Source organism: Streptomyces sp. NPDC090025 (assembly GCF_044748125.1).
Classification (GTDB): domain Bacteria; phylum Actinomycetota; class Actinomycetes; order Streptomycetales; family Streptomycetaceae; genus Streptomyces.
Window position 1 is genome coordinate 400,410 of the sequence record NZ_JBIVFL010000002.1, and the last position, 25,594, is coordinate 426,003.

Consider the following 25,594-nt stretch of genomic DNA (forward strand, 5'->3'; position numbering starts at 1 on the left):
GCCGGGGTCAGTTGCCCGGGAAGACCGTGCCCTGACCGATCCAGCCGTGCGCGCCCGCCGGGTCGCCGCCGTCGAAGATCCACGCCTCGACCCGGCCCGCGGCGCCGCCGGGGCCGTTGACCAGGTAGTCGGCGTGGCCGTCGCCGTCGAAGTCGGACAGCTCGACCCGGGTGTGGTCGGTGGTCACGCCGGTCGCGAGCTGGCCCAGGACGTGCCAGCCGCCGTGGCCGTCGCCGCCGCGGTTGAGGTACGTGGCGACCTTGCCGTCGGCGGCGATGACCGAGTAGTCCGCGCGGCCGTCGCCGTCGATGTCGGCGAACCGGACCCGGCTGCGGTCGTTGGTGACACCGGAGGCCACCTGGCCGATGTGGCGCCAGCCGTTCGCCCCGGCCCCGTCGCCGCCGCGGTTCAGCCACACGTTCACGGCGCCGTTGTCGGAGATGACCGTGTAGTCGGCCCGGCCGTCGCCGTCGAAGTCGGCGAGCCTGACCTGGTCCTGGCGGTTGGTGGTGCCGAAGGCGACCTGGCCGATGCCCTTCCAGCCGTTCGGACCCGCGACGTCGCCGCCCTCGTTCAGCCACACCCGCACCGAACCGTCGGCCTGGATCGCCCAGTAGTCCGCGCGGCCGTCGCCGTCGAAGTCGGCGAGCCGGGCCCGGGTGCGGTCGTTCGTGGTGCCCCAGGCGACCTGGCCGAGCGCCTGCCAGCCGCCGCCCTGCGAGCCGCCCCGGTTCAGCCACGTGTTCACCGCGCCGCCGTCCGCGATGGTGAACCGGTCGTTGCGGCCGTCGCCGTCGAAGTCCGCCCACCGCACGGGTCCGGTGCCGCCCGCCTCGGTCCCGGCGCGCGGGGCCCGCTCCCGGGAGGCCCAGCCGATGGTGACCGCCTGCTCCAGGGCGTCGTCGTACGTCTGGGCCATCTTCTGGTACCCGGCGTCGTTGGGGTGGACGCCGTCCGGGAGTTCGGTGGCGACGTCGTAGCGCGGCGCGTCGACGAAGGTGAACCGCTGCTCGTGGTCGCGGCGGTTGCGCTGCTGGTCGCGGATGAGACCGTTGAACAGGCTGGTCTCCTCGCGGTAGCTCGGGGTGTCGATGATCAGGCCCTGGACGATGACGGTCACCCGCGGCTGGTTCGCGTAGATCGTGTCGAGCAGCTCGGTCATCCGCTCCGCCGCCCGCTCGGGCGTGGTGCCGTCGTTCCTCAGGTCGTTGATCCCGAGGTGGAGCAGGATCACATCGGGGTCGGCGGCCTTCTGCCACTCGGTGATCCGGGGCAGCGTCCCCTCGATGGTCCAGCCGCTGTGCCCCTCGTGGTCCGCGTCCTGGAGGTTCCCGGAGGAGCCCGTGCCCACGTAGTCGGGCGTGTAGCGGGACTGACCGGCCATCAGGTCCCACAGCCGGGCCCGGTACCCGGCGTGGTCGCCGGCGTTCTCGCCCGAGGTGATGGAGTCGCCGAGCGGCATGATCCGCACCAGCGGCGGGGTGGGCTGCGGTGCGGCGGCCGCGGGGACGGTGCTCAGGAACAGGGAGCCGAGCGCGGCCGAGAGGCCGACGGCGAGAGCGGTGGTGCGCTTCATCAGGTGACGTGCCCTTTGCAGGAGGGAGACGGCGGGACATGCCGACCCGGGGCGCCGCGTCGGCCGCGTCAGACTAGCCCGCCTGTTCGATCTTCTGTACGTATTTAGTGCGGAATTCCGTATTCCGTCTCGGGCCTGTCATCCCTGGCGCCACCTGCGCCGTTGCCTCAACGGCGGTTGTACGGCAGCCGGGACAGCAGGGACCCCATGGCGCAGGTGTCCGAGAGCGCGGACAACACCAGCCCGCCCGCAACTCCGGCGGACAGCAGCAGCGCGGCCGGGTGGAGCAGTCCACCGGCGAGTCCTACCAGGACCAAGGTGCCTGCGGTCAGCCGGACCTGACGGTCCATCGCCCAAGGCGGCCGTATCCCCTCGGTCCCGGCGGGCCGGTCGAGCTCGCCGCCCGCGCGGCGCCAGCCGGACGTCCCGCCGGACAGCGAGCGGGCGGTCAGACCGTGCCCGGTGAGCGTCCGGCAGGCGGTCGCCGAGCGGGCGCCCGAGGCGCACACCACGAGCAACGGGGTCCCGGCCGCCCGCAGTTCGTCGAGGGCGGCGGGCAGCAGGTCGAGCGGGACGTTGCGGGCGCCGGGCAGATGGCCGCCCGCGAACTCGCCGGGGGTGCGCACGTCGACGACGGTGAACTCGGCGAACCGGGCGCGGGCTTCGGCGGGTTCGATCGTGACGGCGGTGGAGGTCGGGGCGGAGGGGGATGGGGCGGAGGACATGCGGGAGGAGCCTTTCGACGAAGGAGGCGAGGAGGAGAGAGGTCAGGCTGCTCAGGTGGTGGCCACGGCTCCGGTGGCCACGGCTCCGGCGGCGGCGGTTCCGGCGGACCAGGTGAGCCAGCCGCCGTCCAGGTTGGCCGCGTCCAGGCCGAGGTTGCGCAGCAGCCGGACCGCGGTGTGCGCGCGCTGGCCGCCCTGGCAGTAGACGGTGAGCGGCCGGCCGGACGGCAACTCGGCGACCCGCTCGCGCAGTTCGTCCAGCGGGATGTGCAGCGAGCCCGGCAGATGGCCGTGCTCGTGCTCGGCCTTGGTGCGCACGTCGAGCGGCAGACCGGGGTGGCCGTCGCCGACGGCGTCCCACGGCACGGTCGGCGTGGTGCCGGTCAGCAGGTTGTCGGCGAGGTAGCCGAGCAGGTTGACGGGGTCCTTGGCGGAGCCGTACGGGGGCGCGTAGGCGAGTTCGAGGTCGGCGAGCGCGGTGACCGGCAGCCCGGCGGCGAGGGCTGTCGCCAGCACGTCGATCCGCTTGTCCACGCCGTCGGTGCCGACCGCCTGGGCGCCCAGGATCCGCAGGCTCTCCGGGTCGAACAGGAGCTTCAGGGACAGCTGCCCGGCGCCGGGGTAGTAGCCTGCGTGCGAGCCGCCGTGCAGATGCAGGGCCTGGTACGGGCGGCCCTCGCGGCGCAGGTCCTTCTCGTTGCGGCCGGTCGCGGCGGCGGTGAGGCCGAAGACCTGGACGATCGCGGTGCCCTGGGCCGGTGCGGCGGTGGCGGGGCGGCCCGCGAGGGTGTCGGCGGCGATCCGGCCGTGCCGGTTGGCTAGGTTGGCGAGCGGGATCAGCCGGGCGCCCTCGCCGAGGGCGTCGGCCTTCTCGGCGGCGTCGCCCACCGCGAGGATCCGCGGGTCGCTGGTGCGCAGTGCGGCGTCCACCCGGATCCCGCCGCGCGGTCCGAGCGCGAGCCCGGCGGCGACGGCGAGCGAGGTCTCGGGCCGGACGCCGACGGCGAGCAGCACCAGATCGGCGGGCAGCCGCGTGCCGTCGGCCAGTTCGACCTCCCGGGGCAGCACCCGGGCGGCCTGCGCGCCGAGCCGCAGGTCCACGCCGTGGGCGCGCAGCTCGGTGGCGGCCGCCTGGGCCATCTCGGGGTCCAGCGGCGCGAGGACCTGCGGGGCGGACTCGACCAGGGTGGTGGTGAGCCCGCGGTGGCGCAGGTTCTCGGCGGCCTCGGTGCCGATGAAGCCGCCGCCGATCACCACGGCGCTGCGGGCCCCGTCGGCCAGGGCGGCCAGGACGCCGTCGAGGTCGGCGATGTCGCGCAGGGTGTGGGCGCGCTCGACGCCCGGCAGCGGGGGCACCACGGGCCGGGCGCCGGGGGCGAGCACGATCCGGTCCCAGCTCTCGTCGTACTCGCGGCCGTCGACGAGGTCGCGGACCCGCACCACCTGGGCCTCGCGGTCGATGGCGACGGCCTCGCTGCGCACCCGGACGTCGAGGGCGAAGCGGCGCCCGAGGCTGTCGGGGGTGTGGAGCAGCAGGTCCGAGCGCTCCTCGATGACGCCGCCGAGGTGGTAGGGGAGGCCGCAGTTGGCGAAGCTCACGTGCGCGCCCCGCTCCAGGACGACGATCTCGGCCCGCTCGTCCAGCCGGCGCAGCCGCGCCGCCGCCGACATGCCCGCGGCGACTCCTCCGATGACGACGACCTTCATGACGCACCCTTCCTCGCACTCGGGACAAGAAACCCCCGGGGGTATCCCCGGTTCGCTCTCGACCATACCCAGGGGGGTATTCGAATCGCAAAACGGGCGCGGGAGGGGAGGGGGTAGGTGACGGCAATGAAGTAGACGAGACGTCTCGTCTCACCTATGCTCGTGTTCATGACCACCGCCACGGGCCCGGCCCGCCCCGCCCATATCGCCATGTTCTCCATCGCCGCCCACGGCCATGTGAACCCCAGCCTGGACGTCATCCGCGAGCTCGTGGACCGGGGCCACCGGGTGAGCTACGCGATCCCGGGTGCCTTCGCCGACCGGGTCGCCGCCACCGGCGCCACCCCCGTCCCGTACACCTCCACGCTGCCGCTCGACGACGACCCCGACGCCTGGGGCACCGAACCCATCGACCACGTCGAGCCGTTCCTCGCCGACGCGATCCAGGCCCTGCCGCAGCTCACCGCCGCCTTCGGCACCGACCGCCCCGACCTGGTCCTGCACGACATCACCTCGTACCCGGCCCGCGTCCTCGCCCACCGGTGGGGCGCCCCCGCCGTCGCCCTCTGGCCCAACCTGGTGCCCTGGGAGGGGTACGAGCAGGAGGTCGGCGCGGCGGTACGGGACGGCATCCTGGCCACCGAGCGCGGCAGGGCCCACTACGCCCGCTTCGCCGACTGGCTGGCCGCGCACGGCCTCGGCGGCCTCGACCCCGACGCCTTCGTGGCCCGCCCGCGCCGCGGCCTCGTCCTCATCCCGCGCGCCCTCCAGCCGTACGCCGACCGGGTCGACGAGCGCGTCTTCAGCTTCGTCGGCTCCTGCCGCCCGGCCGCGGCCGAGGCGGGGGAGGCGGGGGAGTGGCGGCACCCGGCACCCGGCCGCAAGCTGCTCCTGGTCTCGCTCGGCTCCTCGTTCACCAAGCAGCCGGACTTCTACCGCGACTGCGTCGCCGCCTTCGGCGGGCTCGACGACTGGCATGTGGTGCTGCAGATCGGCGCGTTCGTCGACCCCGCCGAACTCGGGCCGCTGCCCGGCAACATCGAGGTGCATTCCTGGGTGCCGCAGCAGGCGATCCTGCGCGAGGCCGACGCCTTCGTCACCCACGCGGGCGCGGGCGGCAGTCAGGAAGGACTCGCCACCGGCACCCCGATGGTCGCCGTGCCGCAGGCCGTCGACCAGTTCGGCAACGCCGACATGCTCCAGTCGCTCGGCGTCGCCCGCCATCTGCCGATGCCCGAGGTCACCCCCGAGCGGCTGCGGGACGCCGTGCTCGGACTGCTCGCCGACCCCGAAGTCGCCCGCAGGGCCAAGGAGATCCAGGAGCGGATGGCGCGGGAGGGCGGCACCGTGCGCGCCGCCGACCTGATCGAGGCCGAACTCCCGGGCCGCTGACCGAGGGCGGATTCCCGGGCCTGGCCGAGGGTGAACTCCCGGCCCGCTGACCGGTGCCGGACCGGCTCAGCGGGTCAGCAGCACCGCCCCGAGCAGCACCAGGCCCTGCGCGTCACCCCACGGGGCCGGGTGCTCGCCGGGCCGGGGCCGGTAACGCGAGAGGATCGTGCTGTTGAAGAGCGCCCACAGCAACACCGGCCCGGGAAACACCAGTTGGCCGACCAGTGCGCCGCACAGCGCCATCGTGTGCGCCAGCGCCCGGGTGCGCCCCTCGCCGATGACGACCGGCAGGGTCAGCGAACCGTCCCGGCGGTCCGCCGCCACGTCCCGCAGGTCGTTGACGAGCGTCGTCACCCCACCGATGAGCACCCCCGCGAGCGCCAGCCACCACACCCGGGGATCGTCGAGCGCCCCCAGCTGCGCGGCGGGCAGGACCACCGCGATCAGCGCCCAGCCGATCATCGTGTACGGGAGCTTGACGCACGGCAGTTGGCGCGGGGCCCGGCGCAGCCCGCGCCAGCGGACCAGCGGAACGGCGTAGAACCAGCCCATCACCCCGACGGTCGCGAGCGCCGCCGCGCACCACGGCCGCAGCACCGCAAGCGGCAGCAGGGCCGCCGTGCAGCCGGCCGTCCACCAGATCAGCGGGCGCCGGCGCCGGGCCATCCAGGCGGCGCGGCGGCTGCCGTCGTGGGTGGGCTGGAGCCGGTCGCGGGTGTGCGTGGCCACCACGAACAGGAACACGAAGGCCGCGACCAGCGGATCGCCCGGCAGGTCCACCGCGAGCGCGGTCACCCAGGTGAAGGCCGCCGCGCTGGCGCCGATGAGGACGTTCGTCCACGCCAGGAACCTGAACAGGCCCGGCCCCGACGGCCGTTCGGGAACCCGGCCCGGTCCGGGCTGCCCGGTCGCTCGCGTGCCGGGGACGGGCCGCGGGCCCGCGATCCGATCGGGCGCCTCGGTCTGGACGGTCATCGGAATCCTCCTGGGCGTGGCCGGCCGCCCGGGAAAGCCGGGCGCATGTGCCCAACGAGCGGCGCCCGTGCCGGTGACATGCGCGTACGGCCCATTCACCCGCCGATATTGTCCGATGAAAGAAAGAATGGCGGTGATTTCCCATCGGTGGCACGCGCAAGTACTGTGCCGTGCCGTGTCGAATATGAATTGGTGCCGAACAAACGGGCGGATCGCGCTCCGCGAGATCGACCCGGTCGCCGACGCCGAGCCGCTGGGGCGGGTCTGGTGCGACCCGGACGTCGTCCGGTACACGGCGACACCGCCGCTCAGCCGCGACGAACTGGTCGACGAGCTGTGCAGGGCCCGGGTGGACGCGCTGGCGGGACCCCGGACCAGCTACCGGCTCACGGTGGTGCGCTGCGCGGACGAGACGGTGCTCGGCACCGTGTCGCTGCGCAAGGAGACCCCCGACCGGGCGCAGGCCCACAGCCTCGCCTTCGTCCCCGGAACGGGTGGTGAGGCATTCAGCGCCGAAGCCCTCGATCTGCTCGTGGGACTCGCGTTCGAGGAATGGGGAATTCACCGCTGCTGGTGCACGGTGGATCTCCGGAACACCGCCGTGCAACGGATGATGCTCGCCCTCGGCTGTCATCAGGAGGGAATCGCCCGGCATTTCTACCGCAAGGACGGCGAATGGGTGGACGTGGCCGTCTACGGCCTCCTCGCCGACGAATGGCGGGCCCGGCCGCGCAACCTCACCACCCGGGACATGGTCGCCCTGCTGCGCGCCGGCGAACGACGCCGCGCCCCGGCCGCCCGGAAGGGCGCAACCATCGCCGTACAGGCGTGAGTTGCGGAGAATCGCCCGGCATCCCCGCCAGAAAGCATGGTGAAGACGTCACAGGTCCGTGAAGGCTTCAGAGAGCCTTGATTTGCACTCGTCAATGGGACAGGGTTTCGAAGCAGCCGCCGGAGAGTTTCCCGCCGACGGCCCAACCCCCCACAAATCCTGACGAGGAGACCCCTCTTCATGGCCATACACAAGCGTGTCCGCCGGATTCGCCCGATCGCCGTCACGACCGCGATCGCCGCGGTCGCCGGAGTCACCGTCCTCACCGGACCGTTCGCCGACGCGGCCCCCACGCCCGCCGAAGGAACGGTCTACGGACTCGGCGTCCAGGACGCCGTCGCCGGAAGCTACGTCGTCCTGCTCGACGAGCAGACCGCGCCCGGCGGCAAGTCCGCCCTCGCCCAGGAGTACGGCGGCACCCTGCGCCGCAGCTACGACTCCGCCGTCAACGGCTTCTCCGTGAACGGCCTCAGCGAGACCGAGGCCAAGCGGCTCGCCGCCGACCCGTCCGTCGCCAAGGTCGTCCAGAACCGCCGCTTCACCATCGACGCCACCCAGCAGGACCCGCCGTCCTGGGGCCTGGACCGGATCGACCAGACCGACCCGGCGGGCGACCGGAAGTACACCTACCCCGACGGCGCGGGCGACGGCGTCACCGCGTACGTCATCGACACCGGCGTCCGGATCGGCCACCAGGACTTCGGCGGCCGGGCCACGAACGGCTTCGACGCCGTCGACAACGACGACACCGCCCAGGACGGCAACGGCCACGGCACCCATGTCGCGGGCACCATCGCCGGAACCGCCCACGGCGTCGCCAAGAAGGCGAAGATCGTCGCCGTCCGGGTGCTCGACGACCAGGGCTCCGGCACCACCGAGCAGGTCGTCGCGGGCATCGACTGGGTCACCAAGAACCACCAGGGCCCGTCCGTCGCCAACATGAGCCTCGGCGGCGGCGCCGACCCGGCACTCGACGACGCCGTCCGCAAGGCCATCGCCGCGGGCGTCACCTTCGGCGTCGCCGCCGGCAACGAGTCCTCCGACGCGGGCCAGGGCTCACCGTCCCGGGTCACCGAGGCGATCACCGTCGCCTCCTCCACCGAGGACGACCAGCAGTCCAGCTTCTCCAACCACGGCGCGGTCGTGGACCTCTACGCCCCCGGCTCGGACATCACCTCCGACTGGAACGACAGCGACACCGGTACGAAGACCATCTCCGGTACGTCGATGGCCACCCCGCACGTGGTCGGCGCCGCCGCCGTCTACCTCGCGGGCCACCCCGACGCGACCCCCGCCCAGGTCGGCAAGGCCCTCGTCGACGCCGCCACCCCCGACAAGATCACCAACGCCACCCCCGGCACCGCCAACCGGCTCCTGAAGATCGTCGAGTAGCCGGACCACCTCCTGAGGAAACCCCGCCCGACGGCCGCCGTGCCCTCCCCCACGGGGCACGGCGCTCGTCTTATCGTGTGACCATGACGACGACCTACGCCCTGCTGCTCCGCGGCATCAACGTCGGCGGCCACCGCAAAGTACCCATGGCCGAGCTCCGTTCGGTGCTCGAAGGTCTGGGCCACCAGGACGTGGTGACCTATCTGCAGAGCGGCAACGCCGTCTTCACGACAGCGGCCGACAGCTCGGAGGAGAAGGTCAGGACCGCCGTCGAAGCCGCGATCGAAGGGCACTTCGGGTTCGCCGTCGACTGCCTCGTCCGCGACCACGACTACCTCGCCGCCGTCGCCGCCGACTGCCCCTTCCCGGCCGGTGACCTGGAAGGCAGACAACTGCACGCCTTCTACCTCTCCGGCCCCGTCGACGAGGACCGCTTCACCGCCCTGCTGCGCGACCGGGACGGCTATCTGCCCGAGGAGTTCGCCTTCGGCGACCGGGTCGTCTACCTCCACACCCCGGACGGCCTCGGCCGCTCCAAGCTCGGCGAGGCACTGAACCGGCCCGCGCTCTTCAAGGGCCTCACCGTCACCGCGCGGAACTGGAACACCGTACGCAAACTCGTCGACCTCACCGGCGGAACGGAGGGCGGTGCGTGAGCGCGCTCACCCCCGCGGTCGCCGCCGCGCTCGAAGCCGAACTCCGGCTGCTCGCCCCCGAGGTACGGGCCGACGCCGACCTGCTCGGCACCCTGCTGCACCCCGAGTACCGGGAGGTCGGCACCTGCGGGCGGCACTGGGACCGGGCCACCGTGCTCGCCGCCGCAGCCGACGGCCCGCCCCGGCCGCTCACCACCACCGGCATCCGGGGCGTCGAGCTCGCCCCCGACATCGTCCACCTCACCTTCGAGACCGAGTCCCACGGGCGGCGGGCCCACCGCAGCTCGCTCTGGCGCAGGTCGGGGGAGCGCTGGCTGCTCTGGTTCCACCAGGGGACGCCGTACGGGACGGCCCCCGCCGTGCCCGAAGTGGCCCAGCCCGCGGAAGCCTGAATGGACCAAGGGGAGGGGCCATTCCGGGACTACTGTCGTTCCCATGACGACCGAGACGACGACACTCGCCGAGCCGACGACCGCGGCCACCGTGGACTTCTGGTTCGACCCCGCCTGCCCCTTCGCCTGGATCACCTCCCGGTGGATCCTGGAGGTCGAGGCCCTCCGCGACATCGACGTGCGCTTCCACGTGATGAGCCTGTACTTCCACAACGAGGGCAACGAACTCCCCGACTGGTACCGCACCCTGGTCGACGCCTCCATCGGCCCGGTCCGGGTGGCGGCCGCCGCCGCGCAGCAGTACGGCGAGGAGATCCTGCGCCCGCTCTACACCGCGTACGGCACCCGCATCCACGAGGGGAAGAACGAGGACTTCGACGCGGTGATCGCGGAGTCCCTCGCGGAGCTCGGGCTCGCGCCCGAACTGGCGGCGGCCGCCCACGACCCCGCGTACGACGACGCCGTCCGCGCCAGCCACGAGGCCGGCAAGGACCCGGCGGCCGAGGGCTATGTCGGCACCCCGACGCTGCACCTGGACGGCACCGCCTGGTTCGGCCCGGTGCTGCGCGCCGTTCCGCGTGGCGAGCGGGCCGCCGAACTCTTCGACAGTTTCCGGGTGCTGGCCTCCCACCCCGACCTGTTCGAGCTGAAGCGCACCCGCACCGGCGGCCTCGACTTCTCCTGAGGTATCCGGTGGGGGGGCGTCAGCCCGCCGCGACCGCCACCCGTTCCCGGACCGTCGCCGCCGTCGCCGCCTGCTCGTACCGCCGCACCAGCAGCCGGGCCAGTTCCGGGGCCGGGCCGAGGACGTCGGCGAGGACGTCCGCCCCGGCCGCGCCCGCCGCGATCCGGTCCGGGAGGCGGCCCGGCGCGATCACGTACGGGGCCACCGCCACCCGGCGGACGCCGCGATCGGCGCGCAGCGCCCGTACCGCGTCCTCGGTGCGCGGAAGAGATGCGGAGGCGAACGCAGGCCGCACGGAGCACCAACCGGTGTTCCGCAGCTCCCGCGCCGTTTCTGCGATCACTGCGATCGCCTCCGGGTCCGTGGAGCCCGCCGAGGCCAGGACGACCCCGGTCGTGCTCTTGTCGCCGGGCGTGAGCCCGGCCTCGTACAGCCGCCGTTCGACCGCCGCGAGCAGCAGCGGCGACGGGCCGAGGACGTCCGCCTGCCGGATCCGCAGCGCGGGCGGCGCCTGGCGGAGCACGGCGGGGATGTCCGCCTTCGCGTGGAAGGCGCGGGTCAGCAGCAGCGGCAGCGCCACCACCTCCCGCACCCCCTCGGCGGCCAGCCGGTCGAGCACCCCCGACACCGACGGCAGGTTGAAGTCCAGGAACGCGGTCTCCACCCGCGGACCCGGCCGCAGCGCGGCGGCCCGGGCCACCAGGGCCTGGACGGTCGCCGCGTGCCGCGGGTCGCGGCTGCCGTGCGCGATGACGAGAAGGGCGGGGGCGCTCATCGGGATCAGCCCTTCACCAGCAGGCCGCGGCGGCGCAGCACCGTGCGCTCCAGCGGGCTGAAGATGAGCAGGTCGATGGCGACACCGACCAGCAGGATCAGGATGATCGCCAGGAAGATGCCCGGCATGTCGAAGTTGTTCCGGCCGTTCTCCAGCAACTGGCCGAGGCCCAGGCCCAGATCGGGCGAGGAGGCGATGATCTCCGCCGCCATCAGCGACCGCCAGGAGAACGCCCAGCCCTGCTTCAGACCGGCGAGGTAGCCCGGCAGCGCGGCCGGCATCACGATGTGCCAGGCGCCCTTGAGCCCGGTCGCGCCGAGCGTACGCCCGGCCCGCAGGAACAGCGGCGGCACCTGGTCGACGCCCGCCACCAGGCCGTTGGCGATCGACGGCACCGCGCCGAGCAGGATCACCGCGAACATCATCGAGTCGTTGAGGCCCAGCCACAGCACCGCGGGCGCCACCCAGGCGACCGAGGGCAGCGACTGGAGCCCGGACAGGATCGGGCCGATCGCGGTCCTGATCACGCCCACCCGGGCGACCACCAGACCGAGCGGCGTGCCGATGGCGAGGGCCAGCAGGAAGCCGAGCAGCGCCCGGGACACACTGGTCCACAGCACGTCGAGCAGGGTGCCCTGGAGCCACATGTCGGTGAGGCTGGCCCACACCGCGCCCGGCGACGGCAGCTTGCCCTCGTCGGTGACCTTCAGGGTGACCAGGAGCTGCCACGCCACCAGGACCAGGACGATCGCCAGGACCGGCGGCAGCACCTTCTTGAGCAGCACCTCGCGGACCGGGGTCCGGTGGATCTGCACGCTGTCGAGCGCGTCGAGCCCGGCTTCGAGACCCGCCAGGTCGTCGGCCTTGACGGCCGCGTCCGCGGTCGTCGTCTCAGTCCTAGCCATGGCGGCGGATCTCCCCACGCAGTTGTTCGGTGATCTCGATGGACAGCTCCGCCACGGCGGCGTCCTCGATGCGGCGCGGCTGCGGGATGTCGATGGTCCACTCCCGGGCGATCCGGCCGGGGCGCGAGGAGAGCAGCACGACCCGCTCGGCGAGCCGTACCGCCTCGCGCACGTTGTGGGTGACGAACAGCACCGACACCTTGGTCTCGCGCCAGATCCGGGTCAGCTCGTCGTGCAGCACGTCCCGGGTGATCGCGTCGAGCGCGGCGAACGGCTCGTCCATCAGGAGCAGGTCGCTGGCCTGGGCGAGCGCCCGGGCGAGGGCGACGCGCTGGCGCATGCCGCCGGAGAGTTCGTGCACCCGCTTGTCGAAGCTGCCGCCGAGCCGCACGAGTTCGAGCAGCCGCTCGGCCTCCGGACGGCGCTCGGCCTTCGGCAACCCGCGCAGCTTCAGGGCGAGTTCGATGTTCTTGCCCGCGGTGAGCCACGGGAAGAGGGCGTGCTCCTGGAACATCAGGGCCGGCCGGCCGCCCGGGGTGTCGATGGACCCCGCGGACGGCCGGTCGAGCCCGGCGACCAGGTTGAGCAGAGTGGACTTGCCGCAGCCCGAGGCCCCCAGGAGGGTGACGAACTCGCCCGGCGCGACATCGAGCGAGATGTCGTCGAGGACGAGCTGCCCGCCGCCGGGGCCGCCGAAGGACTTCGAGACGTGCGCGAGGCGCGCGGCGTGACCGGCCGCGCGGACGCGGTCGTCGGCCTTGGCGAGCGTGGTGGTCGTGGCCATGGTCGTCACCTCCTGGATAGCTGAACTCGGGCTGGGGACTGGTTACTTCACGCCGAGACCGGCGTCGGACACCTCGGTCTTGCCCTCGGCCTTCAGCACCTTGTTGAGCGGCTTCAGGTCGTAGATGCCGGCCAGGTCGGGAGCCTTCAGGAGGCCCGCCTTGACGGCGTGGTCGGCCTGCGCCTGGAGGGTGGCGGCCAGCGGGTCGTCGGTGAACGTGATCGACGGCCAGGCGCCGTCGATGACCTTGTCACCGAGGGCCTTGCCGGACAGCTCCTTCAGCTTGGCGTTGGCGGACGCCTTCGCCTTGTCCGGGTTGGCGTTGATCCACGCGTTGGTCTTCACCGAGCCGCGCAGCACCGCCTCCACCACGTCGGGGTGCTCCTTGAGGAACTTCTGCGACACGATGATGTTGGTGATGACGAACTTCTTGTCCGGCCACAGGTCGGACTCGTCGAGCAGCACCTTGGCGCCCTCGGAGACCAGCTTCGACGCGGTCGGCTCCGGCACCCAGGCGCCGTCGATGGAACCGGACTTGTAGGCGTCCGGGGTCACCTTGTTGTCGGTGCGGAGCACCGACACATCACCCTTGCCGCTCTGCGAGTCGACCTTCCAGCCCTTCTCGGCGACCCAGTTGAGGAAGGCCACGTCCTGGGTGTTGCCGAGCTGCGGGGTGGCGATCCGCTTGCCCTTGACGTCGTCCACGGACTTGATCTTGTCCGGGTTCACCACCAGCTTCACACCGCCGGAGGCCGAGCCGCCGACGATCCGCAGGTTGCTGCCCTTGGACTTGGTGTAGCCGTTGATCGACGGCGAGGGGCCGATGAAGCCGATGTCGATCGAGCCCGCGTTGAGCGCCTCGATCTCGGAGGGGCCGGCGTTGAAGGTCGACGTCTTGAGCGCCGTACCGCCGAGCTCCTTCTGGAACAGACCCTCCTGGTCGCCGACCAGGGCGGTGGCGTGCGTCAGATTGGGGAAGTACCCGAGCCGTACGGTGTCGGCGGAGAGCTTCTTGCCCTCCGCGGCCACCTTCTTCTCGTCGTTCTTGGCGTCGGAGCCGTAACCGCACGAGGCGAGCGCCCCGATCAGCAGGGGCAGTGCGGCGGCGGCGGCGATGCCGCGGCGCAGGGTGGTGCGGGTGGTGGCAGGCACGGGAGTTGGTCCCCTCGATTTCAGCGTCTGCGAAGTCTGTGTCGATGTCGGCGCCCGAGGTCGAGCGCCGCGCACGGGTGGAGCGGGTGGTTCGGCGAGGTCAGCGCACACATCGCGCGACACCTCCCATGCCCGCGCCGAGGGCGCCGGAGCCCACCCGGCCGCCCTCCTTCGCGAAGGTGGCGTAGACGTCCTTCGTCATGTCAGAAGTCCCAGCCTTCCTCGTCGGCCGCCGCGGGAGCGGCGACGTCCTGGCCGGCCTTGCCGGCGGCGAACGACTCGCCCGCCATCCCGGCCGCGAGCGTGGTGCCGTCCGCCGGGTCGATCAGCAGGAACGAGCCGGTGCGCCGCGAGTCGGCGTACGCGTCGAGCGCCAGCGGCTCGGCGGTGCGCACCTTCACCCGGCCGATGTCGTTGGTGACCAGCTGCCCGGGCTCCGGGTGCTGGGAGAGGTCGTCCAGGGTGAGCCGGGACGGGATCTCCTTGACGATCGCCTTGACCGTGCGGGTGGTGTGCTTGAGCAGCACCCGCTGCCCGACGGCCAGCGGCCGGTCCGCCACGTGGCAGACGGTCGCCTCGACGTCCTGGCTGGTCGCCGGGGCGTCCGAGACCGGTGCCAGCAGGTCGCCGCGGGAGATGTCGATGTCGTCGGCGAGCCGGATCGTCACCGACTGCGGCGCCCACGCGATGTCCACCGACTCGCCGAGCGCGTCGATCGCGCTGATCGTCGACCGCTTGCCCGACGGCAGTACGGTGATCTCCTCGCCGACCCGGAACGCGCCGGCCGCGATCTGCCCCGCGTAGCCCCGGTAGTCGGGGTGTTCGGCGGTCTGCGGACGGATCACGTACTGCACCGGGAACCGGGCGTGACAGGCCGTCAGATCGTGGCTGACCGGCACCGTCTCCAGGTGCTCCAGGACCGTCGGGCCGCCGTACCAGTCCATGTTGGCGGACGGCTCCACCACGTTGTCCCCGGCGAGCGCCGAGATCGGGATCGCGGTGATCTCCGGGACGCCGAGCTCGGAGGCGTACGTCGTGAACTCCTCGGCGATCGCGGCGAAGACGGCCTCCCGGTACTCCACCAGGTCCATCTTGTTGACCGCGAGGACCACGTGCGGGACACGGAGCAGCGCCGCGACGGCGGCGTGCCTGCGGGTCTGCTCGACGACGCCGTTGCGGGCGTCGACCAGGACCACGGCCAGCTCGGCGGTGGAGGCGCCGGTCACCATGTTCCGGGTGTACTGCACGTGCCCGGGGGTGTCGGCCAGGATGAAGCGGCGGCGCGGGGTGGCGAAGTAGCGGTAGGCCACGTCGATGGTGATGCCCTGCTCGCGCTCGGCCCGCAGGCCGTCGGTGAGCAGCGCCAGGTCGGGGGCCTCCTGGCCGCGCGACCGGGACGCGTGCTCGACCGCCTCCAGCTGGTCGGCGAGGACCGACTTGGAGTCGTGCAGCAGCCGGCCCACCAGGGTGGACTTGCCGTCGTCGACGGAACCGGCGGTGGCGAACCGCAGCAGGGTGGTGGCCGCGAGCTCGGCGTGCCCGGAGGTGGGCTGTTCGGTGGACGTGCTCATGGTTAGAAGTACCCCTCGCGCTTGCGGTCTTCCATCGCGGCCTCGGACATCTTGTCGTCCGCGCGGGTGGCGCCCCGTTCGGTCAGCCGGGACGCGGCGATCTCCAGGATCACCGCCTCCAGGGTGGTGGCCTCGGAGTCCACCGCGCCGGTGCAGGACATGTCGCCGACGGTGCGGTAGCGGATCAGCCGGGTCTCGACGGACTCGGTCTCCTTCGGGCCGCCCCACTCGCCCGCGGTCAGCCACATCCCGTTCCGCTGGAACACCTCGCGCTCGTGCGCGAAGTAGATCTCCGGCAGCGCGATCTTCTCGCGCTGGATGTACTGCCAGACGTCCAGCTCGGTCCAGTTGGACAGCGGGAAGACCCGGACGTGCTCACCGGCGGCGTGCCGGCCGTTGTAGAGCTGCCACAGCTCGGGGCGCTGGCGGCGCGGGTCCCACTGGGAGAACTCGTCGCGCAGGCTGAACACCCGCTCCTTGGCGCGGGCCTTCTCCTCGTCGCGCCGCCCGCCGCCGAACACGGCGTCGAACCGGTGCCGCTGGATCGCCTCGGTCAGCGGCACGGTCTGCAGCGGGTTGCGGGTGCCGTCGGGGCGCTCGCGCAGCGTGCCCGCGTCGATGTAGTCCTGCACGGAGGCGACGTGCAGCCGCAGCCCGTGCTCGGCGACCACCCGGTCGCGGTACTCGATGACCTCGGGGAAGTTGTGCCCGGTGTCGACGTGCAGCAGCGTGAACGGGATCGCCGCGGGGGCGAACGCCTTCAGCGCCAGGTGCAGCATGACGATGGAGTCCTTGCCGCCGGAGAACAGGATCACCGGCCGCTCGAACTCGCCCGCCACCTCACGGAAGATGTGGACGGCCTCGGACTCCAGGGAGTCGAGGTGCGTCAGCGCGAACGGGCTGTCCGTGCTGTCGTGAACATGAGCCACGGTGGTCATGAGAGACCCCTCTCGGTGAGCAGCGCGTGGAGGGCCGCCGCCGACTCCTGGACGGTCTGGGTGTGGGACTCGATGCGCAGATCGGGCGACTCGGGGACCTCGTACGGGTCGTCGACCCCGGTCAGGCCGCTGATCTCGCCCGCCGCCTGCTTGGCGTACAGGCCCTTGACGTCACGGACCGCGCACACGTCGAGCGGGGTCGCGATGTGCACCTCGACGTAGCGGGTGCCCTCGGCGGCGTGCCGCTTGCGGACCGCCTCGCGGCTGTCGGCGTACGGGGCGATGACCGGGACGAGGACCTTCACGCCGTGCGAGGCGAGCAGTTCGGCGACGAAGCCGATCCGCTGCACATTGGTGTGCCGGTCCTCGCGGGTGAAGCCGAGGCCCGCCGAGAGGAACTCGCGGATCTCGTCGCCGTCGAGGATCTCGACCCGGTGGCCCTCCGCGCGGAGCCGCCCGGCCAGTTCGTGGGCGATGGTGGTCTTGCCCGCGCTGGGCAGACCGGTCAGCCAGATGGTGGCACCCGTCACGAGCGTCGTCTCCTGAACGTCCTGGACTGCCTTGCCTGCGGTCCTGCCGGTGGTGTTGCTCACGGTCGTTTCCTGAAGGTCCGTCATGCGTGCAGCCCGCACTCGGTCTTGGTGCGGCCGGCCCAGCGGCCGGCCCGCGCGTCCTCGCCGTCGAGGACCCGGCGGGTGCAGGGCGCGCAGCCGACGGAGGCGTACCCGTCCATGAGCAGCGGGTTGGTGAGCACGCCGTGCTCGGCGACGTACGCCTCGACGTCGTCCTGCGTCCAGCGCGCGATCGGCGAGACCTTCACCTTCCGCCGCTTCTCGTCCCAGCCGACCACCGGGGTGTCGGCCCGGGTCGGGGACTCGTCGCGGCGCAGCCCGGTGGCCCAGGCGCGGTAGCCGGTCAGGCCCTCCTGGAGCGGGGTGACCTTGCGCAGCGCGCAGCACAGGTCGGGGTCGCGGTCGTGCAGCTTCGGGCCGTACTCGGCGTCCTGCTCCGCGACCGTCCGGCGCGGGGTCAGGGTGATCACACGGACGTCCATGACGGCGTCGACGGCGTCCCGGGTGCCGATGGTCTCCTCGAAGTGGTAGCCGGTGTCGAGGAAGACCACGTCCACGCCGGGCATGGCCCGCGAGGCGAGATGGGCGACGACCGCGTCCTCCATGGAGGAGGTGACGCAGAACTCCTTGCCGAAGGTGCCGGTGGCCCAGCGCAGGATGTCGAGCGCGGAGGCGTCCTCCAGGTCACGGCCGGCCTGCTCGGCGAGTGCCTTCAGGTCGGCCGCGGTCGCGTCCTGATCGATCTGACTGATCGTCATATCTCGTTCCCTCCAGTGGAGTTGCCGAAAGTTCCGGGGGCGAGCAGCCCCAGGAACTTCAACTGGAAGGCTCGGCTGCACGCGGCGCATTCCCAGGCGCCATGACCCTGCTCGCCCGGACGCAGGTCCTCGTCCCCGCAGTAGGGGCAGTGGAAGGGGGCGGCCCGCTCGCTCATGACAGCGCCTCCTCCGAAGCACGCGCCGCCCAGACCGCGAAGCGCTCGCCGTCGGCGCGCTCCGCCTGGAAGCGGGTGAGCAGCCGCTCGACGTAGTCCGGCAGCTCGGCCGAGGTCACCTTGAGACCGCGCACCTTGCGGCCGAACCCGGCCTCCAGACCGAGCGCGCCGCCGAGGTGCACCTGGTAGCCCTCGACCCGGTTGCCTTCGTCGTCCAGGACCAGCTGGCCCTTGAGGCCGATGTCGGCGACCTGGATGCGGGCGCAGGCGTTCGGGCAGCCGTTGATGTTGATGGTGATCGGCTCGTCGAAGTCCGGGATCCGGCGCTCCAGTTCGTCGATCAGCGAGGCGCCGCGCGCCTTGGTCTCGACGATCGCCAGCTTGCAGAACTCGATGCCGGTGCAGGCCATCGTGCCGCGCCGGAACGGCGAGGGGGTGACCCGCAGGTCCAGCGACTCCAGGGCGGCGACGATCGACTCGACCTGCGCCTCCTCGATGTCGAGGACCACCATCTTCTGCTCGGCGGTGGTGCGCACCCGGCCGGAGCCGTGCGCCTCGGCGATCTCGGCGATCTTCGTCAGGGTCGCGCCGTCGACCCGGCCGACGCGCGGGGCGAAGCCCACGTAGAAGCGGCCGTCCCGCTGCCGGTGGACGCCCACGTGGTCGCGCCACTGGCCGGCCGGCTGCTCGGGCGCGGGGCCGTCGATCAGCTTGCGCCCCAGGTAGTCGTCCTCCAGGACCTGGCGGAACTTCTCCGGGCCCCAGTCGGCGACCAGGAACTTCAGCCGGGCGCGGTTGCGCAGTCGGCGGTAGCCGTAGTCGCGGAAGATCGAGATGACGCCCTCGTAGATGTCCGGGACCTCGTCGAGCGGGACCCAGGTGCCGAGCCGGACGCCGAGCTTGGGGTTGGTGGACAGACCGCCGCCGACCCAGACGTCGAAGCCGGGACCGTGCTCGGGGTGGTTCACCCCGACGAAGGCCATGTCGTTGATCTCGTGCGCCACGTCGAGCAGCGGCGAGCCGGAGATCGCGGACTTGAACTTGCGGGGCAGGTTGGAGAAGTCCGGGTTGCCGACGATGCGGCGGTAGATCTCGTCGATCGCGGGGGTGCCGTCGATGATCTCGTCGGCGGCGATGCCCGCGAGCGGCGAGCCGAGGATGACGCGCGGGGTGTCACCGCACGCCTCGGTGGTCGACAGGCCGACCGCCTCCAGGCGGTTCCAGATCTCCGGGACGTCCTCGATGCGGATCCAGTGGTACTGGACGTTCTGCCGGTCCGTGAGGTCGGCGGTGCCCCGCGCGAACTCCTGGGAGATCTCGCCGATCACCCGCAGCTGCTCGGTGGTCAGCCGGCCGCCGTCGATCCGGACGCGCAGCATGAAGAACTCGGCGTCCAGCTCCTCCGGCTCCAGAACGCCGGTCTTGGTGCCGTCCAGGCCCTCCCGCCGCTGCGTGTAGAGGCCCCACCAGCGCATCCGGCCCCGCAGGTCATTGGGGTCGATCGAGTCGAATCCGCGCTTCGAGTAGATCGTCTCAATACGTGTCCGCACATTGAGACCGTCGTCGTCCTTCTTGAACTGCTCATTGCCGTTCAGCGGGGTGAAGTGCCCCGCGGCCCACTGACCCTCGCCACGGTGGCGCCCGGTCTTGCGGCGTGCGGCGGCGGGTGTGGGGTTTTCCGGGGTGGCGGCCATGGCGATGTGTCCTTCGGGACTGCGAGAGGGCGGCTCTGACCTGCACACTCGCGCTCGGGTAAGAGGGTGGCGCGGCGGTGCGCAGAGAGCGGGACGTCAGGAGGATCGAAAGATCAGACGATCGGAGATCAGGAGGGGAAGAGCTCGGCGGTGCTGAGGATCAGCGCGCCGGACAGATGGCGCTGGCCATGCGGCCGAGGTCGACGTGCCGCCGACTCACCAAGGCAATTCCGGTTCCAGACATGACGGAAGCGTGTCACGGGACTTTGGACCCAGTCCAGCAATGTCCGGGATATGGACATTGCTGTCTCGCTGTACGAGATGGTGTGGCGCGGGTCACGCAAAAGGGGCCCAGCTCAGGGCCCCTTCGGAGGGTGCGGTGCGGCGTCGTGTCGCGGGGCAGGCGGGACTTTCGCAACACGCCCTAGGCGTGGGCGCCCGGCCACGGGCCCGGATTCGCGGGCTCCTCGATCTCCTCGGTCTTCGTGTCGAACAGCCGGAACCCGCGCCGCTCGTAGTTCGCCATCGCGTGCTCGCCGTCCAGCGAGCAGGTGTGCAGCCACACCCGCTTGGTCGGCGCCCGGTCCGGCCAGCGCTCGGCCAGGTCCCAGGCGCGCGCCACCCCCTCGGCGAGCAGATGGCCGCCGATGCCGCGGCCCCGGAACGCCGGGATCAGGCCGAAGTAGACGATCTCCACCACGCCGTCGTCCTGCGGGTCCAGCTCCACGTACCCGGCCGGCGTGCCCTGCTCGTACGCCACCCAGATCTCGGCGCCCGGCTTCTCGACGATCTCCTGCCACCGCGGGTAGCTGAGGGAGAGCCGGTCGGTCCAGCGGATGTCGCCGCCGACCGCCGTATAGAGGAAGCGGCTGAACTCCGCCGAGGGCACCCCGGCCCGGACGATCCGGAGGTCCCGGCCCTCGGGGGCGGGGACCGGACGGAGGTCGGACGGCGAGGTCTGTTCCAGGGACCAGGTGGTGAGAGTGATGCTCATGTGCTCATCGGATCACGCGGAAGCCAGGATTCCCAGTGTGGACGACCGTGACGACCTGCACTGTCCGGTATGTGGACTGCTGACCGACCCGTGGACGCCGCGCCCGGGCCCGCCCCCGGCCCCGGGGCGCCGCCCGGGCCCCGTACCCCTCACGCCCGCATCGCCGTCCGCGCCGCGAGCACCGCAGGAGCCGTCGACTGCGGCAGCAGATCGGCCGGGTGCGCCGGGCGCCGCAGCTCCACCTCGACCTCCTCGCTGAAGCGGTACGGGCGATGGGCCAGGACCCCCGCCAGATTCCGCCGCACCCGCGACATCTCGGCCCGTACCGTCACCGTCCTGGTCCGGTCGCCGAACACGTCCTCCGCCAGCTCCGCCGCCGTCCGCCCCTCCGGGCGCAGCGCGAGCAGATAGAGCAGCTCGGCATGGCGCGGGCTGAGCTCCAGGGTCCAGCTCCCGGCCGCCCCGGACACCGACACCGTCCAGCGGCGCGGCGCGCTGACGTCGAGCACCACCCGGCTCGCCGCCTCGCCCGCCGCCGTCCGGTCCACCGCCCCGGCCCGCTCCTCGACCCGCAGCAGCCAGCCGCCCGGCAGCGGCTCCACCGCGCACATCCCGAGCGACGGCAGCCACACCGGACCGGCCCGGAACGACTTCGGCAGCGCGAGCCGGTCCACCGGCGCCATCCCGGTCACCGCCGCCGTCCAGCCATGGGTGTCGACCGCGATCGCCCGGCCGCCCACCCGGCACAGGATCGGCGCCGCCACCGAACGCAGCCGCTCGATCGACCGCAGATGCCGGTCCCGCATCTCGGCCTCGGCCAGCTGCGCCACCGAACCGACCAGGGCCAGCGTCGCCGGATGGAAGCTGGACGCCGGACCCGACACGTCCACGATCCCGAGCAGCCGCTGATCGCGCGGATCGTGCACGGGCGCGGCGGCGCAGGTCCAGTTGTGCAGGGTCTGCACGAAGTGCTCGGCCGAGTGCACCTGCACCGCCCGGTTCATGGCGAGCGCCGTGCCCACCGCGTTGGTGCCGGTGGCGTGCTCGCTCCAGGCCGCGCCCTCCTCCAGACAGATCCCGTTCGCCTGCCGCAGCACCGCCAGGTTGCCCTCCCGCCAGAGCACCCGGCCCTGCTCGTCGGTCACCACCATGATCTGCATCGAGGCGTCCGCGATCCCCGCGAGCCCGGCGCTCAGCGTCCGCATCACCTCGCCGAGCACCGTGTGGCGGCGCCGCTCCTCCAGTTCGTCGCGCTGGAGCAGCACACTGCTGGTGGTCTGGTCGGGGTCCAGGCCGAGCCGGAACATCCGCTGCCAGGACGCGTCGATCACCGCGCGGGGCGCCACCGGCGGGGTCCGCCCGGCCAGCGTCTCCTCCCGGACCCGGTGCAGCAGCCGGCCGGCATGGGCGGCGTCCATCACGGACAGCCGGTTCAGGTCGACCTGCGCTCGGTTCATCGGGTCCCTCCCAGCCACGCCCACGCCCACTGCTCCATCGGTTCCGTCGGTTCCGTCGTCGTTGCCGTATCGGTTCTGCACTCGCGGTGTCCCGGCGCCCATCGTGCCGCTCCACAGCGACACGCGCGGGCTGCTTCCGGTAATCCTGCAACCTCTTGCAACTCTGGCAACCCCCGCCCCGGTGCGTGAGGGTGGAACCGAAGCGGAGGGTGGTGCCGTGTCGGCGCAGCACCACCCTCGGCTTTCTCGTGCGTACCGGCGCCCGCCCGCGCTCCCCACCGTGCGCCGCCCCGCGCCCCGCACGCTCGCCGACCCCACGGCGGCTCACCCGTGCGAAGGGCGTCCCGAACTCCCGTACGTCACGATGTCGTGGACCCGTGGACCCGTGGACCCGTCGCCCCCTCGCCTCGGCGCCGCCCGGTCACCGCGCCACGGGACGCGCCCGGTCCACCACCGCCGCCAGGTCCAGGGTGTGCGGCAGCGTCCCGAACGCCGCCCCCCAGTCGCCGCCCAGCCGCGACGCGCAGAACGCGTCCGCCACCTCCGGCGGCGCCCACCGCACAAGGAGCGCCCCCTGGAGCACCCGCGCCATCCGCTCCGCGAGCCGCCGGGCCCGCGCCTCGATGCCCTCCAGATCGGCCAGCTCGGTCAGCATGTCCCGGATCGCCCGGTCCAGCCGGTGGTCCGCGCCCCGCGCCAGGCCCAGCTCCAGCAGGAACGCGTTCAGCGCGGCGGGCTCCCGCCGCACCGCCCGCAGCACATCGAGCGCCTGCACATTGCCCGCGCCCTCCCACAGCGAGTTCAGCGGTGACTCGCGCAGCAGCCGGGGCAGCCCCGACTCCTCCACATAGCCGTTCCCGCCCAGACACTCCAGCGCCTCCGCCACCAGCGGCGTACAGCGCTTGGTCACCCAGTACTTCGCCACCGGCACCGCGATCCGCAGCAGCGCCCGCTCCTGCTCCGTACCCGCGTCGTACGCCGCCGCGAGCCGAAGCCCGAGGACCGTCGCCGCCTCCGACTCCACCGCCAGATCGGCGAGCACGTTCCGCATCAGCGGCTTGTCGGCCAGCGGACCCCCGAACGCGCTCCGGTACGAGGCGTGGTGCACGGCCTGCGCCACCGCCTGCCGCATCAGCGCCGCCGACCCCAGCACACAGTCGAGCCGGGTCGCCGCCACCATCTCGATGATGACCCGGACCCCGCGCCCCTCCTCGCCGACCCGGCGCGCCCACGTCGACCCGTCGAACTCCACCTCGGCGGAGGCGTTCGACCGGTTGCCCAGCTTGTCCTTGAGCCGCTGGATCGCGAACGCGTTCCGCGAGCCGTCGGGCAGCACCCGGGGCAGCAGGAAGCAGGTGAGCCCCGCCGGGGCCTGCGCGAGCACCAGGAAACCGTCCGACATCGGCGCCGAACAGAACCACTTGTGGCCGCGCAGCGCGTACGCGCCGTCCTCGGCCAGCGGCACCGCCTCGGTGGTGTTCGCCCGGACGTCGCTGCCGCCCTGCTTCTCCGTCATGCCCATCCCGAGCAGCACACCGGCCTTCGCCGGCGGCGGCCGCAGCCCCTGCTCGTACACCCGCGAGGTCAGCAACGGCTGCCACACCGCCGCGAGCGCGGGGTCGGCGGCCAGCGCGGGCACCGCCGCGTGCGTCATCGACAGCGGACAGCCGTGCCCGGCCTCGCCCTGAGACGCCAGCAGGAACCCCGCCGCCCGCCGGACATGACCACCCGGCCGCCCCCACGCGTCGGTCAGACCCGCCGCCACGCCCCGGCCGAGCAGCCGGTGCCAGGCCGGATGGAACTCGACCTCGTCGATCCGGTTGCCGTACCGGTCATGCGTCCGCAGCCGCGGCGGACACTCGTTCGCCAGCCGCCCCCACTCCGCCACCTGCGCCGATCCCGCCGCGAGCCCGAACGCCGACAGCTCGGCGCGGGCCTCCTCGTACACCTCGGGCGGAAGGTGTCGCCGTACGGCCTCCGCCAGGGCCTGATCGGTCGCGAACATGTCGTATCCCACCAGGGGCGGAGCCTGGTTGGTCACGGTGTGGGTGCCGGCTGCCATGCCGATACGGTAAGGAGGTGCAGGCAGCAGACGAAACACCCGAACGACGCGACCGCCCGGAGCGCGGCGGGCCCGGCGACCACGGCGCGCCGGACGACCACGCGGCGAGCGGCGAACGCGCCGAGCGCCGGCCGTGGAGCAGGCTCCACCGCGCCCGCGTGCTCTACCGCAACGTCTCCAAGCGCAAGCTGGTCTGGCTGCTGCTCAAGGACACGGTCAACTCGTGCATCGAGTACCGCATCCTCGGCCTCGCCGCCGAAGCCGCCTTCTTCACCCTGCTGTCCCTGCCGCCGCTGCTGCTCGGCCTGATCGCGCTGCTCGGCTACGCCGACGAGTGGACCAACACCAACACCGTCGCCAGCATCGAGGAGAACATCCTCCACGCCGCCCGCACCGTGCTCTCCGACCGGGGCGTGAACGAGATGGCCCGCCCGCTCCTGGAGGACGTCACCCAGGCCAAACGGCCCGAACTCATCTCCCTCGGCTTCGCCATCGCCCTGTGGTCGGGCTCCCGCGCGGTGAACGTCTTCATCGACACCATCACCGTCATGTACGGCCTCGACGGCCACCGCGGCATCGTCAAGACCCGGCTGCTCGCCTTCCTGCTCTACATCGTCGCCCTCATCATCGGCGCGGTCGTCCTGCCGCTCGCCGTGGTCGGCCCCGACCGGCTCGTCGCGTGGCTGCCCTGGGGCACCGAACTCGTCTCCGTCGCCTACTGGCCGACCGTCATCCTGCTGTCCATCGCCTTCCTGACGACCCTGTACCACGTGTCCGTACCGGTCCGCTCGCCCTGGATCGAGGACATCCCCGGCGCGCTCGTCGCCCTCGGCATGTGGGTGCTCGGCAGCTTCCTGCTCCGCATCTATCTCACCAGCCAGGTCGAGGGCCCCACCATCTACGGCTCGCTCGCGGCGCCCATCGCGGTCCTGCTGTGGATCGGCATCTCGGCCTTCGCGGTCCTGGTCGGCGCGGCGGTGAACGCGGCGATCGACCGCGTCTGGCCGTCGGTCGCCACCGCCGCGGCCCGCGAGGCCAACGAACGCGCCCGCGCCGTCCAGGCGGCGGACCTGGTCGCCCGGCTGCGCGCGGAGGCGGACGACGTCGACGAGGACGACCCGGACATGCCGTCGGAGTTCCCGGAACGGTGGTCGCGGTTCCTGCCGCCGGACGATGTGAAGTCGCGGTTGCACGCGGGGTGGGAGAAGGACTAGGCCGTGTCTTTCGGATCATGCCGGGCTCGCGGGGCCCGGCACGCACGTTCGCCGCGTTGTCGTCGGTCGCCAACGCTCCGCGTTGACTCCCTCCTCCGCCTTGCGATCGCACGCACCGGACCCCGCTCCCTGATCCGGCCTGATCCAAAAGACACGGCCTAGGGGCGGGGCGCGGCGGGAGGTGCGGGGCCGCGGCGAAACGTCCCGGCC

General features: G+C 72.4%; 24 protein-coding genes and 1 pseudogene. 7 read left to right on the forward strand and 18 right to left on the reverse strand.

The window, feature by feature from the left end:
* Positions 1 to 7: 7 nt before the first annotated feature.
* From ACIPXM_RS07680 to ACIPXM_RS07690, 3 genes are all read right to left on the reverse strand, one after another.
* Positions 8 to 1,576, reverse strand: coding sequence for an FG-GAP-like repeat-containing protein (locus ACIPXM_RS07680; protein ID WP_401653054.1), 1,569 nt, complete (start codon positions 1,574 to 1,576; stop codon positions 8 to 10).
* Between the two features lie 167 nt (positions 1,577 to 1,743).
* On the reverse strand, positions 1,744 to 2,301 hold the full coding sequence (locus ACIPXM_RS07685) for a rhodanese-like domain-containing protein (RefSeq protein ID WP_401653056.1): 558 nt from the start codon (positions 2,299 to 2,301) through the stop codon (positions 1,744 to 1,746).
* A 51-nt stretch (positions 2,302 to 2,352) separates the two neighbouring features.
* Entirely contained in the window at positions 2,353 to 4,008 is a 1,656-nt protein-coding gene (locus ACIPXM_RS07690; protein WP_401653058.1) for an FAD-dependent oxidoreductase, read from the reverse strand.
* Between the two features lie 128 nt (positions 4,009 to 4,136).
* Here ACIPXM_RS07690 and ACIPXM_RS07695 point away from each other — a divergent pair.
* Positions 4,137 to 5,400 (forward strand): annotated as a pseudogene (locus tag ACIPXM_RS07695) (macrolide family glycosyltransferase); the annotation flags it as partial.
* A gap of 66 nt (positions 5,401 to 5,466) precedes the next feature.
* On the opposite strand, the gene ACIPXM_RS07700 reads toward ACIPXM_RS07695, so the two are convergent.
* Positions 5,467 to 6,375, reverse strand: a complete 909-nt coding sequence (locus ACIPXM_RS07700) for a UbiA family prenyltransferase (protein WP_401653060.1) — start codon at positions 6,373 to 6,375, stop codon at positions 5,467 to 5,469.
* 184 nt (positions 6,376 to 6,559) lie between these two features.
* Here ACIPXM_RS07700 and ACIPXM_RS07705 point away from each other — a divergent pair, with 184 nt between their 5' ends.
* The 5 genes from ACIPXM_RS07705 (at position 6,560) to ACIPXM_RS07725 (ending at position 10,332) form a co-directional block, all read left to right on the forward strand.
* Positions 6,560 to 7,207: a GNAT family N-acetyltransferase gene (locus ACIPXM_RS07705; RefSeq protein WP_401653676.1), complete on the forward strand. Its 648-nt coding sequence runs from the start codon at positions 6,560 to 6,562 to the stop codon at positions 7,205 to 7,207.
* 180 nt (positions 7,208 to 7,387) lie between these two features.
* Positions 7,388 to 8,599: a S8 family peptidase gene (locus tag ACIPXM_RS07710; protein WP_401653062.1), complete on the forward strand. Its 1,212-nt coding sequence runs from the start codon at positions 7,388 to 7,390 to the stop codon at positions 8,597 to 8,599.
* An 83-nt stretch (positions 8,600 to 8,682) separates the two neighbouring features.
* Complete coding sequence (locus tag ACIPXM_RS07715; protein WP_401653064.1) at positions 8,683 to 9,255, forward strand: DUF1697 domain-containing protein; 573 nt, start codon at positions 8,683 to 8,685, stop codon at positions 9,253 to 9,255.
* The gene (locus ACIPXM_RS07720; RefSeq protein WP_401653066.1) at positions 9,252 to 9,647 is read left to right on the forward strand and encodes a DUF4440 domain-containing protein; all 396 of its coding nucleotides are present in this window, start codon (positions 9,252 to 9,254) and stop codon (positions 9,645 to 9,647) included. Before ACIPXM_RS07715 ends, ACIPXM_RS07720 begins: the two co-directional genes overlap by 4 nt.
* A 43-nt stretch (positions 9,648 to 9,690) precedes the next feature.
* On the forward strand, positions 9,691 to 10,332 hold the full coding sequence (locus ACIPXM_RS07725) for a DsbA family protein (protein ID WP_401653068.1): 642 nt from the start codon (positions 9,691 to 9,693) through the stop codon (positions 10,330 to 10,332).
* A gap of 19 nt (positions 10,333 to 10,351) precedes the next feature.
* On the opposite strand, the gene ACIPXM_RS07730 is transcribed toward ACIPXM_RS07725, so the two are convergent.
* From ACIPXM_RS07730 to ACIPXM_RS07795, 14 genes are all read right to left on the reverse strand, one after another.
* Positions 10,352 to 11,107: a sirohydrochlorin chelatase gene (locus tag ACIPXM_RS07730; RefSeq protein WP_401653070.1), complete on the reverse strand. Its 756-nt coding sequence runs from the start codon at positions 11,105 to 11,107 to the stop codon at positions 10,352 to 10,354.
* A gap of 5 nt (positions 11,108 to 11,112) precedes the next feature.
* The gene (locus ACIPXM_RS07735) at positions 11,113 to 12,012 is read right to left on the reverse strand and encodes an ABC transporter permease (RefSeq protein WP_401653072.1); all 900 of its coding nucleotides are present in this window, start codon (positions 12,010 to 12,012) and stop codon (positions 11,113 to 11,115) included.
* The gene (locus ACIPXM_RS07740; protein WP_401653074.1) at positions 12,005 to 12,796 is read right to left on the reverse strand and encodes an ABC transporter ATP-binding protein; all 792 of its coding nucleotides are present in this window, start codon (positions 12,794 to 12,796) and stop codon (positions 12,005 to 12,007) included. The genes ACIPXM_RS07735 and ACIPXM_RS07740 overlap by 8 nt, the downstream gene beginning before the upstream one ends.
* 42 nt (positions 12,797 to 12,838) lie before the next feature.
* The gene (locus ACIPXM_RS07745; RefSeq protein ID WP_401653076.1) at positions 12,839 to 13,948 is read right to left on the reverse strand and encodes an aliphatic sulfonate ABC transporter substrate-binding protein; all 1,110 of its coding nucleotides are present in this window, start codon (positions 13,946 to 13,948) and stop codon (positions 12,839 to 12,841) included.
* 203 nt (positions 13,949 to 14,151) lie between these two features.
* Entirely contained in the window at positions 14,152 to 15,519 is a 1,368-nt protein-coding gene (locus ACIPXM_RS07750) for a sulfate adenylyltransferase subunit 1 (protein WP_401653078.1), read from the reverse strand.
* 2 nt (positions 15,520 to 15,521) lie between these two features.
* Positions 15,522 to 16,457, reverse strand: a complete 936-nt coding sequence (gene cysD, locus ACIPXM_RS07755; RefSeq protein ID WP_401653079.1) for a sulfate adenylyltransferase subunit CysD — start codon at positions 16,455 to 16,457, stop codon at positions 15,522 to 15,524.
* A complete protein-coding gene (cysC, locus tag ACIPXM_RS07760) occupies positions 16,454 to 17,074 on the reverse strand; it encodes an adenylyl-sulfate kinase (protein ID WP_401653081.1) in 621 nt (206 codons plus the stop codon). Before cysC ends, cysD begins: the two co-directional genes overlap by 4 nt.
* On the reverse strand, positions 17,071 to 17,787 hold the full coding sequence (locus ACIPXM_RS07765) for a phosphoadenylyl-sulfate reductase (RefSeq protein WP_401653083.1): 717 nt from the start codon (positions 17,785 to 17,787) through the stop codon (positions 17,071 to 17,073). The genes cysC and ACIPXM_RS07765 overlap by 4 nt, the downstream gene beginning before the upstream one ends.
* Positions 17,784 to 17,963 carry a hypothetical protein gene (locus ACIPXM_RS07770; RefSeq protein WP_401653086.1) on the reverse strand — a complete coding sequence of 60 codons (180 nt, stop codon included), beginning with the start codon at positions 17,961 to 17,963 and terminating at the stop codon, positions 17,784 to 17,786. The genes ACIPXM_RS07765 and ACIPXM_RS07770 overlap by 4 nt, the downstream gene beginning before the upstream one ends.
* Positions 17,960 to 19,657, reverse strand: a complete 1,698-nt coding sequence (locus ACIPXM_RS07775) for a nitrite/sulfite reductase (RefSeq protein WP_401653088.1) — start codon at positions 19,655 to 19,657, stop codon at positions 17,960 to 17,962. The genes ACIPXM_RS07770 and ACIPXM_RS07775 overlap by 4 nt, the downstream gene beginning before the upstream one ends.
* 160 nt (positions 19,658 to 19,817) lie before the next feature.
* Positions 19,818 to 19,901 carry a putative leader peptide gene (locus tag ACIPXM_RS07780; RefSeq protein ID WP_401653678.1) on the reverse strand — a complete coding sequence of 28 codons (84 nt, stop codon included), beginning with the start codon at positions 19,899 to 19,901 and terminating at the stop codon, positions 19,818 to 19,820.
* 180 nt (positions 19,902 to 20,081) lie between these two features.
* The gene (locus tag ACIPXM_RS07785; protein ID WP_401653090.1) at positions 20,082 to 20,651 is read right to left on the reverse strand and encodes a GNAT family N-acetyltransferase; all 570 of its coding nucleotides are present in this window, start codon (positions 20,649 to 20,651) and stop codon (positions 20,082 to 20,084) included.
* 149 nt (positions 20,652 to 20,800) lie between these two features.
* Positions 20,801 to 22,108, reverse strand: coding sequence for a GAF domain-containing protein (locus tag ACIPXM_RS07790; protein ID WP_401653092.1), 1,308 nt, complete (start codon positions 22,106 to 22,108; stop codon positions 20,801 to 20,803).
* Between the two features lie 421 nt (positions 22,109 to 22,529).
* On the reverse strand, positions 22,530 to 24,170 hold the full coding sequence (locus ACIPXM_RS07795; protein WP_401653094.1) for an acyl-CoA dehydrogenase family protein: 1,641 nt from the start codon (positions 24,168 to 24,170) through the stop codon (positions 22,530 to 22,532).
* 158 nt (positions 24,171 to 24,328) lie between these two features.
* On the opposite strand from ACIPXM_RS07795, the gene ACIPXM_RS07800 reads away from it, so the two are divergent.
* Positions 24,329 to 25,384, forward strand: a complete 1,056-nt coding sequence (locus ACIPXM_RS07800; RefSeq protein ID WP_401653680.1) for a YihY/virulence factor BrkB family protein — start codon at positions 24,329 to 24,331, stop codon at positions 25,382 to 25,384.
* Positions 25,385 to 25,594 lie beyond the last annotated feature (210 nt).